This window comes from Paenibacillus sp. TSA_86.1, from assembly GCF_052691815.1.
This window is the reverse complement of record NZ_JBQZGE010000001.1, coordinates 259428-275995: the sequence shown is the minus strand read 5'-3', so window position 1 is coordinate 275995 and position 16568 is coordinate 259428. Positions and strand designations below refer to the sequence as shown.

Below are 16568 nucleotides of genomic sequence, written 5' to 3'. Positions count from 1 at the left end.
AAATCTCTTGCATGTAGCTTACAGCTTCAAATAAGGTGCGTCCCCCATGCTGAACTAGAACATATATGCCTGTAATATCCGTACTCATGCGATTTAGCGTGTAAATGAAGCATAACCGATTTCAAATCCGTTTTGCGTACTTACACTCGAATCATTTCATATCTCCGAATCTATCGTAGGTTTATGAGCAAAAGAGCAATTAAATCGATCTCTATTATTCAGCTCTAGTCACTTGGTATGATCAATTTCTGAGATTGGATTCTTTTGTACTTCCAGAGTCCCTATTTCCCTAAAAGATCTGGCATATTCAGCTGAAAGTTAAAGATCGACATAATATTCAGTCCTATTATATATATCGATGTTATTTTGCCCGTAATAAAACGGATTCGCATCGCCTCTTATATTATTTCCAAGCTTAAACTCGCCGAATTTGCTCTGTCACATAACGCACAGCTTCCTGTGCTGTCATACGGATCCGCTTCGTTTCACCTGAAACAGCAAGCATATGAGAACCCAGCTCAACTTGTGCTTCCGCTACCCCTCTGCCCACGACAATGTGTACAGGCAGTCCAATTAATTCAGCGTCTTTGAATTTTACGCCCGGGCGTTCATCCCGATCATCAACGAGCACGCGGAAGCCACCATCCAACAACTGTTGTTCAAGTTCAAGAACAAGCTTCTGTTGATGCTCATCCTTCCAGCTTACCGGAATGAGATGTACATCATAAGGTGCCACAGACACAGGCCACTGGATGCCATCCTCCGTTGCATACTGTTCAGCAATAGCTGCCATTAAACGGGACACCCCAACGCCGTAACATCCCATCACTGGTGCACACTGACGGCCATTGCGATCCAGGAAAGAGGCACACATGGCATCGCTGTACTTCGTACCTAATTTGAAAATGTGTCCCACTTCAATGCCTTTGGTGAATACAAGCGGTTCACCACAGGATACGCAGTGATCTCCTTCAGCCGCAAAACGGATGCGTTCAACTTGATCCAGCGCAAAATCAATACCTGGGCGTACACCTGACAGATGTTTATCAACCTCATTCGCTCCCGTTATTGCCTGCTTCATCGCGGCCACATCAGCATCTACCACTATCCGCAGTCCAAGCCCTACAGGCCCAAGGTAACCGACCGTAAGATTGGAATGTGTAGCAATAGCTGCTTCGTCTGCCAAAATCAATTCCTCTGCGCCAAGCACTTGTTTCAAGGCAATATCGTTCAACTCATGATCCCCGCGCACAAGTGCCGCAACAAGCTCACCATCAGCCTCAAAGAGCAGTGTCTTGATCATCTCTTCTGCCTTCTTACCCAAGAAAGAGCATAGCTCCGCGATCGTACGAACGCCTGGTGTCGCAATCCGTAACACTTCTGTACCCTCACTTGTTTCTTTTTCTTCCGTGAGGACGGCGGACCGGGCAGGTAGAAATGCTGCCTTCTCCAGGTTCGCAGCGTAACCGCAATGTTTACATGTCACAATCGTATCTTCTCCTACATCGGCCAGAGCCATGAACTCATGTGTCTCCCCTTGTCCACCAATGGTTCCCGCATCCGCTTCAACCCGGATGTAATCCAGACCACAGCGTTCCAAAATGCGACTATACGCCGTATTCATCGCCTGATAGGTGTGATCCAGTTCATCCCAATCCGCTGCAAATGAATAGGCATCCTTCATGATAAATTCCCGTCCACGTAATAATCCAAAACGCGGACGGCGCTCATCCCTGAACTTGGTTCCGATCTGATACAACGTAAATGGCAGCTTACGGTAAGAGTTGACCTCGTCACGGACTAACGCCGTAACCACTTCCTCATGGGTGGGGCCAAGCGCGAACTCTCTCGTATGTCGATCCTTTAAACGCATTAGTTCAGGGCCATACTGCGTGTATCTGCCGGATTCCTTCCACAATTCGGCTGGCTGCATAATCGGCAACAACACCTCCTGGCACCCGGCACGATCCATCTCCTCCCGTACGATTCGCTCAACGTTAAGAAGTACACGTCGCCCAAGCGGTAAATAACTGTATATCCCCGCTGCCAGCTGACGGATCATTCCCGAGCGCAATAACCAGCGGTGCCCGGCTGCATCAGCCTCCGCCGGTGCTTCACGTAATGTTGGAACAAGCATTTCAGTTTGGCGCATCCTAAATACACTCCTTATTTATCAGATAGAAATGTCCTGAATATATCAGGCCTTAAACGCAAAAAGACACATTCGTCAAGGGACGAATGTGTCGTGGTACCACCCTTATTTAACTGCATACGTTCTCTTTCACATCTCGCGTACAGGCATGCAATCCTATAGGGCATAACGGACCCTTCCGGCGCGAGTTACCTCCCGTAATTACACGGACAATATCCTTTGCAGCTGGTAAGGTAGGAATTACGTAGCAGCAACAGGAATGTTACACCCATCCATTCCCTCTCTGTTGAAGCGGACTTACGTAACCATGTCCTCAGTAAACGCTTTTCTTCATTTTTGATCACATTAGAACATTTACACGAACTTGTCAATAAATACAATTATACGAATTCGTCAATCAACACACTTCGATCACGGGTCTTCAACGAATTCCACAACAATAGCTGACACGGCTCCGGGTTCCCTGTAGAATAGAGAAATAACAATTTAAGGATCGAAATCAGGGTCCCTGAATGAATACTTGTATCCTTGATAAAGGAGTTTTCTCTTATGCCCTATATTATATATGATCTTGAGTTTACCGTAAGTCGTAATACACGTTACTCTTCCGAAATTATTGATATCGGTGCCGTCAAAGTAAGCGGGGACGCTAATACAGGTCTTACGGTTACCGACACCTTTCATACGTATGTTCGTCCATCCAACAAATCCGTCCTGTCCACCGACACCGTTCAATTTACAGGCATCACTCAAAAGGACATCGATGCAGCCCCTCTTTTCCCGGCAGCGCTGAGTCAATTCATTAACTGGATGGGCACTGAACCTTATTATATGTGTTCATGGGGGCCGGATGACCGCAATAAACTCATCTCCCATTGTCGTACGCATCAGCTGGATGTGGCCTGGATTACCAATCATAACGACTTACAGCAGCAATGGTCGCGAGCCATGCACACGGAAGGAAAGTTCCGACAACTAGGACTTGCCCAGGCTCTTGAACTCTGTGGAATTGAATTCGATGGGACACAACATCGTGCTCTGGATGATGCCATCAATACAGCTAAAGTGTTTATTCACCAATTCGACCAGTTCAAACTGGAAAACAACTGCGCAGCAGATGATGAAGGTGTGACCTCCAAAGTCGTTTATTCCAGTGCTATGGATGATGAAGAACAGGAATCACCGTTTGGCAATCTTGCCAATCTGTTCAAAAACAAAGAATAAGCATCACTCCGGCTCTGAACCTGCATCTTAACGTTTATTTCTGGTTGTACACTTGTTGCCAGCGTTCCAAATGTTCTTTCATAAGAACGCGGAAATGTTCCGGTTCAAGGATCTCCGCCTGCGATCCGTACTTGGATATCCATACAAATAATTCCTCAACATTAAATATTACAGTTTCAAACAATAGGGTACCTTCAGGCTCTATCGTCAGGACGGGACGCACAAAAAAGCGTTCTTGCATCACGCGGTCCACAACAAGGGAAGAAAATCGGATTTTGATCGCATCGCCATCGGTACTTCCTTTTGTTGTCCAGGGGGCACGGAAATATGACTCGATCAAATAATCATTTTTGCGGAAGGTACGTGGCATAATTCGTAAGTCGTGCAATCGATTGACCTGGAACGTTCTCATCCTCTCGGAGAGATGGCAATAGGCTAACAGGTCAAATTGATATTCCCGAGGTATGAGACAATACGGATCAAAGCGTATCATCCCCATTTCTCCCTGAGATAAATAATTTCCTTCAATGCTGTTTAGCGAGATTCCGGCTTGAAGCAATGTAAGGAGGGCATGACTCGGTTCATCCCCTTCATTACTTTGCCAGATGGTGGCTCCCTCTTTAAACATTCCTCTAATCTGCTCGCTCCATTCCACCCGCTCGGTCCTGTCTTTTTGGCTTGAAGCAACCACTTTTTCATAGGCACTCTCAAAAGCGGGTTTTAACAGTGGACGAATATCTTCCATAACGTCTGCAAGCTGCATGAAAGCTTGAGCTTCCTCGTCAGACCAATTCAGCGGATACATGGCAAAATGGCTGATAAACATGTACCCTCTTCCGTGTCCCATATTGGCAATCGGGATGTGCATTGCGCTGAGGGCCTCCATGTCGCGGTATATCGTCCTTTCCGTTGTCTCGCATCGCTCGGCAAGTTCCCTGGCCAGAATACCCGGCTTGGCTTGCACCAGCGTAATAATGCGCATTAATCGGATTAGTCGGTCTGTCATTTTGCCAGGCCCTCCATGATGTTGTTTCAAATAGTGTGATACAGCTCCATCCATGACTAATATAGTATTGATATATACATTCGACTTATAGTTGAACTACACCTTCAAAACATATGTAAACTCGTTCTCTCAGTATGTTTACCAACCCTGTTGCGTTATCCTTCACCCGCACTTGCTCTTGCACGATTTCGGTGACTAGCAGTAAACGTAATCCCATAGTGGTAACGAAGCTTCTCGATGATCTCTGCTTCTGTGTAATAATCCAGATCCTCTTTACGTGCTGCTTCAATGAGTAGTGCATCGGCATGACGACGCAGCATGTCACTGCCTTCCTGGGTACGGCCTCGTTCATAAGCACGTAGAGCCTGCTTGAGTAATGGTACGGTTTCATTCAATTTAATCGTTTTCTCGACTTTCGGATCTTCTGGCTGCCTTAGCATGCCCAAGTGACTTGTATACTGAATGTAAAGCTGTTCCCTGCGAAGAAGCACACGCTGACTTTGTTTTAACTTGCGGGTACTCCAATAGGCAGAACATATCGCTGTTTTTCCTGAGTGATTGGGTCCTACGGCGAATTCCAGCAGAATCTGCTTGCTCTCCCCCTTGTACACATCACCGAGTCTAAGCACCCAGCCGATATCTGTTTCTTTGGATCGGCACCCATAAATGCCTTTAAGCTGAACGCCATGTTCCGGTTTGAGCAATAGTTCTAAATCTCTCGACATGATTTTGGGTGCTATTTTCCTAAGTCTTTTGGCAGGGGATCCATAACGCCACTCTACCATCATATATACGGGATCCGCTCCCCCTGTCGGTATGGCCTCTTTATTCCACGAATAAGATACTTCAAAGACTGAGTTCACTGGTAGTCTCTCCCCCGATTTATGTGTATTATCTTCTAAGTTAGCAGGGTGAATGGACACTATATTGTCACGGAACATATGTTCTCATTACTTTTTTCCATTATATTAGTTTTATCCCCCTTGATCCGCCTAGAAGCGACAATAAACGACGAAAAAGCCTGGCTATTAGCCAAGCTTTCCACATCCTTCTCTATGACAAGTCCCAACTTAAACGGCCGGATGATTCCGCTCCATTTTGTGCATGTATTGCACACTTTCCGTTTCAGCAACCGGTGCATAAGTTATGCTGTCAATAATCAGTTTGCGTCCGACTGGCTCGCCATTTAAAGTAATCATAATCGTTTTTGTTGAGGTACTCTGGTTCGATGCGTACATATTATTCTACTCCTTCGTTTTACGATCTTATTTCAAATTAAATATATTAGTTTAAGCATTATATTGCATGTTTGTGAACAGGATATACCCGGAACGGAAGTGTAACTTTATGTTTGCTCTGTCCGGGGTACTGCTATCCTTGTATTACCCATTGATTTTTAGAATTAAACATTTGTTTTTTCAATCTTTGTTGACCATTTCGGGTAATAAAACATAATCCTCATGAACCCAATGCCCGGTTTTTGACGTATAATGTAAGAGCCGTAATTCAACAAATGACGACGAATTCGGCGATAGATCGATCCTACCGAAGAAAGAGGTGTTACACATGCCAAAATCCATTCAGGGTTATTTCATTCGGGTGTTTGTCACCGCATGTATTCTATTTACTGTCACATTAGCTTCTACTGCAAATGCAGCAAGCGCTAATATATTCTCGGATATTTATAAAGGCTGGGAGCGCGTATCCGAATTGCCCGGGGAAGTGAATGCATTACAGGAAAGTTACAAGCAGACGCTGGAGCAGTTGAACCAAACCTCCGCTCAGCTCGGACAAGCCCAAGCTAATGTCGAAGCATTCAAAGCGCAAAATGATCAACTCCTGGCTCAGAATCAGAAGCTTACTGAAATGGTCAGCAAATTGCAAAATGATCAGGATGCCAGAACAACCACTGCACAGCGAATTCAAACGATGGTGATTACTGTCGTAGCTCTCATATTAGGTTACTTCCTTCTGATTCGCGTAATGCGCTGGGGAATGCGCCGCAGATCCGGCCGAATATAAAAGAACAGGAGCTACTGCATGCACATACATCTGAACCACGCTGAAGCTGGCGGTGCAGGACAAGTGGTTACTTTTTCACTGATCCAGGATGACCGCCTTCATATTCTGCATCCGCAGCAAATCGTCGCTTTTCGCGGACCCGGCAGCAGCAGACAAGATAAATTCATGAATATTTCGGGTATGTATCGCAAAAAAAAGCTGATTAAATCAGAAATCACCGGCCCATGCCAGTTTGTGGCTGCCCTTCCTCCAGGATTCACGATGAAAGAAGTGCAGCTTACAGAACACAGTGATCTGCTTTATGATTTTCGCCACTTGTTCTTCTACTCCGACGGTGTGCACATGCAGACCAAAATTCAGAAAATCAAAAATATGCTGATTACCCGAGATGCGGTGAAAATGAAGTTTTCGGGCAAAGGAACCATTGGACTGCTCACGCAAGGCCAGGTATGCCAGCAAGAACTGCACCCCACTGCTCCACTCTATGTGGATGCTGGAAGTGTCATCGCCTATCCCGAAAATGCTCATCTGGAATTAACCGTATACGGAAACAACCTGGCAAGTCAGCATATGAACTACCATTGGAAAATGACGGGACAAGGTACGGTGCTCTTTCAGGCTGGACGAGAAAACTACAGGCTTCAGCAGGACATGAATGATGATGGGCTATTCAAACGCATTTTAAAGGAAGTTATTCCGTTTGGTAACATCATTATTAAGTAGGGCGTGTCTTGAAACCTACTGAAGTGCATCTTTCACCGCCTTTTCGCCCCCTGCTGCGTCAGTTTCCCTTGACGTGCCCCGGCACGCCTGCAGAAAACTTCCTTGCTTGGAACGAAAATTCAGCAAAATCTGCCTTCTTCAGAGTTTTCAGACACGCCCTAATTTTGAAATCTATTAAAAATAGGCGTTCGGCTTATGATATGGTATACTGTACCCGGACAATTAAAGAAGAAAATCCATGCCTAGGGCATGGGAGAGGTTCGCGAACTCCCTCTACAAGACTTGACCTGTTAGGTCGCTACAGTCTTGCGTACAGATTAACGTGACCACATATAGCCTTTGCAGGCTGACGTATTAACGTTATCACGATGTACGTAAAAAACTAAGGACACTTGCTTATAACAGCTTTTTTTGAAGTTGTTACTAAGAAGGTGTGTTTTTTGATGGATGCCAGTTCATGGACTTCTCTGTTCTTCCGACATTCCTTGCTTCATTGCAGGGGTGATCTCAAGAAGATGGAGAGGTTTTTTTATGTTGAACGAAGAAAAAGCGGTTGTTGTATTTAGCGGCGGTCAGGACAGCACAACATGTCTGTTCTGGGCAATAAAACAATTTGCCGAAGTTGAAGTAGTTACTTTTGATTATGGGCAGCGCCATAAACTGGAGATTGAATGCGCAGCAGCTATTGCGAAGGATCTGGGCGTGCAGCAGACTGTACTGGATATGAGCTTGCTTAACCAACTTGCTCCGAATGCACTCACACGTTCTGACGTGGAAATAACTCATGAAGAAGGTGAACTGCCAAGTACGTTTGTGGATGGACGGAACTTGCTCTTCCTCAGCTTCGCAGCCATTTTGGCAAAACAAAAAGGCGCTCGCCACTTGGTTACAGGTGTATGCGAGACAGACTTCAGCGGCTATCCCGATTGCCGGGATTCATTTGTAAAGTCAATGAACGTGACTCTTAATCTATCAATGGATTATCCATTTGTCATTCATACGCCGTTGATGTGGCTGGACAAAGCCGAAACGTGGAAAATGGCCGATGAACTCGGTGCTTTCGATTATGTGCGTGAACGTACTTTGACCTGTTACAACGGTGTCATCGGTGACGGGTGCGGCGAATGCCCTGCTTGTAAGCTACGTAAAGCCGGACTGGATCGTTATGTTCAGGAGCGTACAGTTGCTGATTCGAGTACGTCCTCCACTGGAGTGGACGCATGATGAGAGAGCCTGGAACGTTTCGAATTGTTGAACGGTTGCAGCGGATTGACCAGGATATCTTGCCCACGCAGTTAAGATATCATCGCAAACGTGTACTGGTCAGTAAAGAATTCGCCTTTGATGCCGCGCATCATCTGCACTGTTATGAAGGCAAGTGCAAAAATCTGCACGGACATACGTATAAAGTGGTTTTTGGCATCAGCGGTTATCCGGGTGAAACCGGGCTGACGGTTGATTTTGGACATATCAAGGACATCTGGAAAACCCGCATTGAAGGGTATCTGGATCATCAATATTTGAATGAGACCCTGCCTCTCATGAATACAACGGCTGAAAACATGGTCGTTTGGCTGTTCGAGCAGATGGAACATGCTCTGCAGACTGAGCCTTATGCCGGCCTCACGGACGGCGCCCGCACCGAATTTGTGCGGCTCTTCGAAACGCCAACCAGTTATGCCGAAGCGAGACGGGAGTGGATGATCGATGAGTAAGGAAGCACGCATCCCCGTTATGGAGGTTTTTGGCCCGACCGTTCAAGGCGAAGGCATGGTCATCGGGCAAAAAACGATGTTTGTGCGCACCGCGGGCTGCGATTATCGCTGCTCCTGGTGCGACTCGGCCTTTACCTGGGACGGCAGCGGCAAGGACCAGATTCGCATGTTGACGCCGGAGGCGGTATGGGATGAACTGCGCCGCCTGGGCGGCACGCGTTTCTCCCATGTAACCCTCTCCGGCGGCAACCCCGCCCTGCTGGCCTCGCTGGGCGGGCTAGTTGCCCTGCTGCGTGAGCACGGCGTCCGCACCGCGGTGGAGACGCAGGGCTCCCGCTGGCAGTCATGGCTGGCAGACGTTGACGAAGTCACGGTCTCGCCCAAGCCACCCAGCTCAGGCATGGACACCGACTGGGCTGTGCTGGACGATGTGATCAGCCGCTTGGCTACTGGCCCGGCGGATCGAAGCCATAGTCTGAAGATCGTGATCTTCGATCAGACAGACCTGGACTATGCCCGCCGTGTGAATGCACGGTATCCGGGCACGGATTTATTTTTACAAACGGGGAACCCGGATGTTTCTTCGGCGGATACGCCGGATCTGGCAGCTTCCCTGCTGGAGCGTTACGAGTGGCTTATTGATCAGGTAAGTGCCTCGGACGATCTGAACGACGTGCGCGTACTTCCGCAGCTTCATACGCTGGTATGGGGTAATAAACGCGGGGTCTAAATATATACGAGATGATAATACGAGGCCTGCGGCTTCGATTAAATAAGAGGAGTGTTTGTACCCTATGAGACAACCTGATGAGATGCAAGATGTAACATTGCTGGGTAACCAGAATGTGAAATATACGTTTGAGTATGATCCGGGTATTCTGGAGAGCTTCGATAACAAACATCCGTACCGTGATTATTTTGTAAAATTCAACTGCCCGGAGTTCACCAGTCTGTGTCCGATTACGGGTCAACCCGACTTTGCAACGATCTACATCAGCTATATTCCCGATATCAAAATGGTTGAGAGCAAGTCGCTCAAGCTGTACCTGTTCAGCTTCCGCAACCATGGCGATTTTCACGAGGACTGTGTGAACATTATTATGAACGACCTGATCAAACTGATGGACCCGCGCTTTATTGAAGTTTGGGGCAAATTCACCCCGCGCGGCGGCATCTCTATCGATCCGTACACCAACTACGGCAAACCGGGAACAAAATACGAGCAAATGGCGGAACACCGCATGATGAATCATGACATGAACCCGGAGACGATTGATAATCGTTGATATGAATCTGTAAATACTGCTTGCTTTAAGTAGATGTCCGTGATTTGGATTATGTGGTATAATTTGTTACAACAACAGAATGGCTTGAATGGGCGGTCGGCTAGTCTCCTGTGTAAGGAGGTGATGCCTGTGGAGATAAAAGATGTACTGACGCTGATGATCAGTTTTGCGGGGTTTACAGTAACCTTGATTGGACTGATTGTAACCATCGTTATTGCATTGAATAATCAAAACAAAAAGAAATAGGCCGCCCTCGGTAAGGTAGCAGCCTATTTCGATTACCTGTCCACAGCCACCGCCCTTGAAAGCGGCTGTTGTAAAAGAGTGAGGATGTTGACGCATCCTTACTCTTTTTTTATTTTATCCTTGTTGCCTACAGTTTATCACAACATTTCCCAAAACTCCACATGTACAAAGGTTGTTTTCATTTTATATATAATTCCAAATCGGTGATAATCCCCCATCCGGTTTGTCTGGTTATCTGATTTGTACTTTCATAGTTCACACAATTATATTGATTCCATTACCATTTCCCCTCTGTTCCCCTTGTCGGTCGATCTAATCTGTCCTATTATGTAACAATATGCTTAATTGCATATCATCTAACATTAGGCGCTGATCCCTCGTGACCGCGACCAAAGGAGAATTGTTTATGTCTGTACAAACCACATTAGCCAAGGACGCCGCTGCGCGTTCGAAAGCAACACCCGGATTGGATGCCCAAAGCACCGTATACCGGATACTCATTGCCATCAGTCTGGTGCATCTGTTCAACGATTCCATTCAGTCTGTAATTCCGGCAATCTTCCCCATTTTAAAAGATTCCATGCATCTAACTTACACACAAATTGGCTGGATCGCCTTTGCGATCAACTTTACCGCCTCGATTATGCAGCCTGTTGTCGGCTGGTTTGCTGATAAAAAACCAACCCCGTCGATCCTGCCCATCGGCATGGGTTTCACGTTTACAGGTATGCTTCTGCTGGCCTTTGCTGACAGTTATACGATGGTGCTTATCTCTGTTATTTTTGTCGGACTCGGCTCCGCCGCTTTCCATCCGGAAGGCTCACGGGTATCCCATATGGCTGCAGGCCCGCGCCGGGGATTGGCACAATCCATATTTCAGGTGGGTGGTAATGCCGGTCAATCACTTGCACCACTGCTGACCCGCTGGATTTTCATTCCGTTTGGGCTGTTCGGTGCCATCGGCTTTACTGGTATTGCCGCGATGGGAATTGCCGTACAACTCTATGTCGCACGTTGGTATGGGCAGATGCTGCAATCAGGCGCGTACCTGCGTAAACAGGCCGCGGCCCGCCGCGCTCCCAACCCAGCGTTGCGCAAGAAAATTGCGGCAGCGATTACGATCCTGATTCTGCTCGTATTTGTCCGTTCCTGGTACGTGGCTTCCATCGGCAGCTTTTACGCCTTTAACTTGAAAGATACGTTTGCCTTGTCCACGGAGGACGCACAAATTTATATTTTCCTGTTCCTGGCTGCCGGTGCACTAGGTACGTTCTTTGGCGGCCCGCTCGCAGACCGATTTGGTAAACGAAACATGATTTTTCTGTCCATGGCTGGAGCCGCACCGCTGGCGTTGTTGTTACCCTATGCCAACCTGTTCTGGACAGGTGTCTTACTGACAATTATCGGCTTTATCATGTTATCCAGCTTCTCTGTAACTGTGGTATACGCTCAGATGCTCATTCCGGGTAAAATCGGAACGGTCTCCGGTCTCATTACTGGCCTTGCCTTTGGCATGGGCGGTCTTGGCGCGCTGGTGCTCGGCAACTGGATTGACGTTTTCGGCGTTTCACCAGTCATGCAGTTATGTAGCTTTCTACCGCTAATCGGCATCTTCACCTTCTTGCTCCCATCGGATAAGTTGCTCCATCGTTGGGCACAAGAAAACGGGAGTGAGGAGTAAGGTCTTTTACTGTTTGCTGTTCATGGGTAGAAATAAAAAGGGCTCCTGTCCATGTCTGAATAATTCAGACGGGCAGGAGCCTTTTCTAACCGTAATATATATGCCAAGCAATGTACGACGGATTTATTTTAAACGCTGCAAAATCAGACGTTTTTTATACAGCATTTTACCTGCCTCGGCCACGTCTTGAATTGTATTTTTGTTGCTGACTGACCCAAAGATCATGCCCGCAATGGGTACCAACTGGAACAGCTTTTTCCAGCCAAAAGACTCACTGTAGGAGTTGAATACCTCGCGCCATCCCTGCATTTGAGAAACCACCTCAACTTGTTTATCCGGGTTATCGTAGTCTGCGAGTTCTTCAATGATGGCTTTCTTGCCTACAATATCGGCTGAAGAGAATTGCAAACACTTCACAATAAAGATGCGCTCCAGTGGATCATTGGGATCATAACCATAACACAGCGCCATTTCTTGCAGCACTTTCAGCGAAAGTCCCATAACAAGCGGGATGTCCGCAGCAATGGTGACGATGCCGCCAAAACCTGTCGCAGCTCCTTGCGCTGCAGCAAACTTGCTTCGGCTTTCGGTGATATTTTCCGCTACGCGGTCCAACACCTTAAGCGGTAATTTTTCAACACTATGAATTTGGGCAGTATTCTCCGTATCCGTATCCGTATCCGCATCCTGCTCCAATCGGTAGATGTCATCGGATGTCATGGAATAACCTGAGCGCTCGGCTTCCTCTTGCAGGAGCTTGGCTACTTTTTTCTTCTGGACAAGGAACTTGCCACCCGTTTGCATATACTGGCCCACTTCGTTAAGCGAGTCACCGATCTTTTGTTTGATCGCCTTGGGCATTACTTTATCCAGCATCGCAAATGGTAAACGCCCAATCTTGTCCCATATGAACAGATCCTTCTGTTCCTTCTCCCATTTTAAAATCTGCCCAAGCTCCACATCCAGTATCTCGCGTGATTCCATATATGATCCTCCTAAAGGTTGTAATGTTAGCCCCAGATTTTAAACAATGACCCAGCTCTCTCTCAGCTTAATACATCATAACGAAACACCCGTAAAATGTTGAGAACAGTTTAAAATGAAGTATTTTGGGCTTTAGTCGTTTCGCCCACACTCTGCGTATTCTAACGATCTCAGATGAGCTTATTTGATCGATATCGAGCTTTCTTCAATTCTAACGATCACCAGAAGCTTTATTTCGCTGAAAACGCATGATAAATGGCCATTTTCAAAGCAAATTCCCTAAATAAGCTTTCCTGAGATCGTTAGAAAATAAAACTGTGCAATATCGTCAAAATAGCGTTGCTGGTGATCGTTAGAAAAATACCTACCAGAGATTAAGGGCTTTGAGGCAAAGGTAACAAGAAAATTCAGTCTGAAAGGTTTGAATTGGTTTTTCGATGTAATTGTTTACGTTGCTACCTGTCTTTGGTTGCTTTCAGCATCCGCACTTTCTTCATTCAGTTTTTTATCTCCGAGTTTTTCCACACAAACCTTATTGAATCATACATATCAGAAAGAGCCCTTCGCCAGCAATGGTTTGCTAACAAAAGACTCTCATCTCTGATTCTATATCCAAAATGAAACTACTTCACCTCTGCCACGGACTGGCCATCAGGAACCGGAATTCCAAAGTTCGGCGTTCCATCTTCATTCCAATGAATGATCTGTGCGCGAGCGTGACGGTTCGGATCGTATAGCGGATCTCCCTCAATCTCTTTGTAGTTGCGCGCATGATAGATCAGAATATCGGTTTTGCCATCTGGTGAAACGGTAAAGCTGTTATGTCCCGGTCCATACTGTCCATTCTCTTCACAAGTCTGGAATACCGGTTTCGGTGATTTCACCCAGCTTGCCGGATCAAGCAGGTCGGCATCTTCATCTGCTATAAGTAGCCCCATGCAATAATGATGATCGGTTGCACTGGCTGAATAGCTGATAAACAGACGACCATTCCGATGTAGCACGGCTGCTCCTTCGTTTACTTTAAAGCCAATGATCTCCCAATCGTATTCCGGTGTAGCGATCATAACCTGTTCACCGCGCAGCGTCCACGGATTTTCCATCTCGCAGATATAAAGGTTCGAATTGCCGTCAATGCTCGGGTCTTTCTGAGCCCAGACCAGATAACGAATGCCTCTGTGTTCAAAGGTCGTAGCGTCCAGCGCAAAGCTCTCCCATTTGGTCTGAATCTGACCCTTCTCCTCCCACTCTCCTGCGAGCGGATTAGCGGAAGCGTTCTCCAGCACATACATGCGATGATCGAACAAACCATCGTTGGTTTCACTGGTATGTGCTGCCGCAAAATATATGTACCATTTGCCATCGATAAAATGAATTTCGGGTGCCCAGATGTTAGCACTCATCGGCCCTGTCTCCCGTTTGGTCCAAGCGGTCACTGGCTCAGCATCTTTCAAAGCCTCCAGCGTCTCTGCACGCCGAATTTCAATCCGGTCAAAGGCTGGCACAGAAGCAGAAAAATAATAGTATCCGTCCGTATGACGGTACACCCAGGGATCAGCACGCTGCTCCAGCATGGGATTGGTAAATGTAATGGAATTGGTCATGGGAATGAACCCCTTTCATATATGTGTGTATGGCTTGAATCTATGATGTGTCCTAAGTGAAAATATGGAAAGCAGGGCTGGAGGGGCACAGCGGACGTTCGCGGATGGCAGGGCCTTGGTGCTCTCCTTGGTCTCCGATTTCTCCCATCCCCCGCTCCTGGCGGTGGAAATCGGATGCCAAACTCACACTCGCGGCTCCTTCCTCCCTCTCACTGCTTGTGCCCCTCTGCGCTGGTTGCTCGTGATGTTTTCACTCGCTGGCACACATCGGGCTTCGAGCCTTTAAGACGGCTCGATGGTTGGTGGCGTTGACCGCTTTGCCGGGTCAACGCACCCCGTGGCAGTGCGGGGCACAGCGGACGTTCGCGGGTGGCAGGGCCTTGGTGCTCTCCTTGGTCTCCGATTTCTCCCATTCCCCGCTCCCGGCGGTGGAAATCGGATGCCAAACTCACACTCGCGGCCTATTTCTCAGCTGCGCTAATTTGTTTGCCCCAGACCGCGATGCCGCGGTCGTTCAGGCCGGTGACTACCAGCGCAGGCTGGCTTCGCTCCCAATCCCAGGATGGGAGCAGTTTTAGCTCTTCCGTGGATGCGCCGCCCCATGGGCTTTCCTTCCACGTCAGCGTTAACGTTTGCTTGCCATCAAACGTCCAGGTGCCTGAACCGTTCCCGCTTTCGATTTTGCCTTTGCTCGTCAGCGTATAGGGTACTGCCTGCACCTGTCCGTTTACAGACGGATCAAGCGCCATGCCTTCCCACGTTCCGGCGATCATTGATTGTGGAATATCTTGCGCGGTTTCTCCAGCATAACGTTCAGGCGACAAAACAGGCCAGCCGTCCTTGGTCCATAGCATTTTGCGCACATGCAGATACGGCCAGTTTTTATCCGTTTCTCCCCGTGCATGATGCACGATGTAATAATCGTCACCATCCTTCAGCACGGAATTATGTCCTGGAGCAACCCAGCCCTCACCCTTGGTGAATCGGTATCCGCCCAAAATTTTGGTGCCAATTTCATACTGTGGCAGGTGCTCTGTATCCAACATCTTGTTGCCATTAATATCCGTATAAGGCCCGGTAATGGAGTCGGCACGAGCCACCCGCACGTTATAGTCTTCGAACAGAGAATCATAGGAAACGAATAAATAGTATTTTTGAAACTCGGGATTATACACAATATACGGCCCCTCAACCGCGCCCTCTTCGGTTGCACGATCCCTGGCTGCGATGCGGGTTCCGTATCCCTCTTCCTTAAACTTGCCCGTGTCCGGGTCAAGCGGTGCAATATAGATCCCGTCAAAAAATGAACCATATACCATCCACGGGTTGCCTAGTGCATCGAGCACCGGATTCGCATCAATGGCATTCAGACCGTCCTTTTCCTGACCAGCTGTCTTCACAACCAATCCCTCATCCTTCCATGGCCCCTCGGGAGATTTGGAGGTCTGTAACCCAATGGCCGACTGTGTGCTGCCAAAACTCGAAGCCGAATAATACAATCGGTACGTATCCCCCGCTTTGATAATATCCGGTGCCCACAGGTTCGTTGCTCCTGTCCAATCGAGTGCGTCCTTCGGAATACCTGGCAATGCCTGCCCCACCCATTTCCAGTTGATTAGATCGTCTGACTTGCGTACCATAACCCCCGGTTTCGGCTCACCTGCCACACGAACGTCTGTGGAATAGACGTAGTAACCCTGGTCTGTTTTGATAATGGCCGGATCATGTGCATTGTTAACCGTCCACTTGGATTCATCATCCAAAATCGAAAGATCATACATTTTTGGTTCCTGCGGAGCTTCCGGAAAAACCGGAGGTTTCGCCGTATCCCCGCCGTCTGCGCAGCCTGTCACACCGATAAACATCAATAACATCAGTATCGCAACTCCCTTCCTTGCACGATGTCGCCCCTTTGGCCACGTCCA

Annotated in this window: 17 protein-coding genes; 9 read left to right on the top strand and 8 right to left on the bottom strand. The window is 47.7% G+C overall.

The window, feature by feature from the left end:
* Positions 1-415 precede the first annotated feature (415 nt).
* Complete coding sequence (locus ACUTVW_RS01130; RefSeq protein ID WP_445644087.1) at positions 416-2152, bottom strand: proline--tRNA ligase; 1737 nt, start codon at positions 2150-2152, stop codon at positions 416-418.
* 549 nt (positions 2153-2701) lie between these two features.
* Between ACUTVW_RS01130 and ACUTVW_RS01125 the strand changes: the two genes are divergently transcribed.
* On the top strand, positions 2702-3376 hold the full coding sequence (locus ACUTVW_RS01125) for an exonuclease domain-containing protein (RefSeq protein ID WP_445644086.1): 675 nt from the start codon (positions 2702-2704) through the stop codon (positions 3374-3376).
* A 34-nt stretch (positions 3377-3410) separates the two neighbouring features.
* Here ACUTVW_RS01125 and ACUTVW_RS01120 read toward each other — a convergent pair whose 3' ends face one another.
* The 3 genes from ACUTVW_RS01120 to ACUTVW_RS01110 form a co-directional block, all read right to left on the bottom strand.
* Positions 3411-4382 (bottom strand): helix-turn-helix transcriptional regulator, encoded by a 972-nt coding sequence (locus ACUTVW_RS01120; RefSeq protein ID WP_445644085.1) that lies wholly within the window; start codon positions 4380-4382, stop codon positions 3411-3413.
* Between the two features lie 155 nt (positions 4383-4537).
* Entirely contained in the window at positions 4538-5245 is a 708-nt protein-coding gene (locus ACUTVW_RS01115; RefSeq protein WP_445644084.1) for a hypothetical protein, read from the bottom strand.
* A 207-nt stretch (positions 5246-5452) separates the two neighbouring features.
* The gene (locus tag ACUTVW_RS01110; RefSeq protein ID WP_445644083.1) at positions 5453-5620 is read right to left on the bottom strand and encodes a hypothetical protein; all 168 of its coding nucleotides are present in this window, start codon (positions 5618-5620) and stop codon (positions 5453-5455) included.
* A gap of 328 nt (positions 5621-5948) precedes the next feature.
* On the opposite strand from ACUTVW_RS01110, the gene ACUTVW_RS01105 reads away from it, so the two are divergent.
* From ACUTVW_RS01105 to ACUTVW_RS01070, 8 genes are all read left to right on the top strand, one after another.
* The gene (locus tag ACUTVW_RS01105; RefSeq protein ID WP_445644082.1) at positions 5949-6404 is read left to right on the top strand and encodes a hypothetical protein; all 456 of its coding nucleotides are present in this window, start codon (positions 5949-5951) and stop codon (positions 6402-6404) included.
* An 18-nt stretch (positions 6405-6422) separates the two neighbouring features.
* On the top strand, positions 6423-7127 hold the full coding sequence (locus ACUTVW_RS01100) for an AIM24 family protein (protein ID WP_434752581.1): 705 nt from the start codon (positions 6423-6425) through the stop codon (positions 7125-7127).
* Positions 7128-7661: 534 nt separating this feature from the next.
* Positions 7662-8351 (top strand): 7-cyano-7-deazaguanine synthase QueC, encoded by a 690-nt coding sequence (gene queC, locus ACUTVW_RS01095; RefSeq protein WP_445644953.1) that lies wholly within the window; start codon positions 7662-7664, stop codon positions 8349-8351.
* Positions 8351-8842 carry a 6-carboxytetrahydropterin synthase QueD gene (queD, locus tag ACUTVW_RS01090; RefSeq protein WP_445644952.1) on the top strand — a complete coding sequence of 164 codons (492 nt, stop codon included), beginning with the start codon at positions 8351-8353 and terminating at the stop codon, positions 8840-8842. The genes queC and queD overlap by 1 nt, the downstream gene beginning before the upstream one ends.
* On the top strand, positions 8835-9572 hold the full coding sequence (gene queE, locus ACUTVW_RS01085) for a 7-carboxy-7-deazaguanine synthase QueE (RefSeq protein ID WP_445644081.1): 738 nt from the start codon (positions 8835-8837) through the stop codon (positions 9570-9572). The genes queD and queE overlap by 8 nt, the downstream gene beginning before the upstream one ends.
* A 64-nt stretch (positions 9573-9636) precedes the next feature.
* The gene (gene queF / locus ACUTVW_RS01080) at positions 9637-10128 is read left to right on the top strand and encodes a preQ(1) synthase (RefSeq protein WP_110897191.1); all 492 of its coding nucleotides are present in this window, start codon (positions 9637-9639) and stop codon (positions 10126-10128) included.
* A gap of 129 nt (positions 10129-10257) precedes the next feature.
* Positions 10258-10374 carry a putative holin-like toxin gene (locus tag ACUTVW_RS01075; RefSeq protein WP_221787759.1) on the top strand — a complete coding sequence of 39 codons (117 nt, stop codon included), beginning with the start codon at positions 10258-10260 and terminating at the stop codon, positions 10372-10374.
* A gap of 406 nt (positions 10375-10780) precedes the next feature.
* The gene (locus ACUTVW_RS01070; RefSeq protein ID WP_445644080.1) at positions 10781-12055 is read left to right on the top strand and encodes an MFS transporter; all 1275 of its coding nucleotides are present in this window, start codon (positions 10781-10783) and stop codon (positions 12053-12055) included.
* Between the two features lie 123 nt (positions 12056-12178).
* Here the strand turns inward: ACUTVW_RS01070 and ACUTVW_RS01065 are convergent, their stop codons facing one another.
* The 4 genes from ACUTVW_RS01065 to ACUTVW_RS01050 all read right to left on the bottom strand — a co-directional run bounded on the left by ACUTVW_RS01065 (position 12179) and on the right by ACUTVW_RS01050 (position 16520).
* Positions 12179-13039 carry an EcsC family protein gene (locus ACUTVW_RS01065; protein ID WP_445644079.1) on the bottom strand — a complete coding sequence of 287 codons (861 nt, stop codon included), beginning with the start codon at positions 13037-13039 and terminating at the stop codon, positions 12179-12181.
* A gap of 623 nt (positions 13040-13662) precedes the next feature.
* Positions 13663-14643, bottom strand: coding sequence for a glycoside hydrolase family 43 protein (locus tag ACUTVW_RS01060; protein WP_445644078.1), 981 nt, complete (start codon positions 14641-14643; stop codon positions 13663-13665).
* A 52-nt stretch (positions 14644-14695) separates the two neighbouring features.
* Positions 14696-14830 (bottom strand): hypothetical protein, encoded by a 135-nt coding sequence (locus ACUTVW_RS01055; RefSeq protein WP_445644077.1) that lies wholly within the window; start codon positions 14828-14830, stop codon positions 14696-14698.
* 274 nt (positions 14831-15104) lie between these two features.
* Positions 15105-16520: an arabinan endo-1,5-alpha-L-arabinosidase gene (locus ACUTVW_RS01050; protein ID WP_445644951.1), complete on the bottom strand. Its 1416-nt coding sequence runs from the start codon at positions 16518-16520 to the stop codon at positions 15105-15107.
* Positions 16521-16568: the final 48 nt, after the last annotated feature.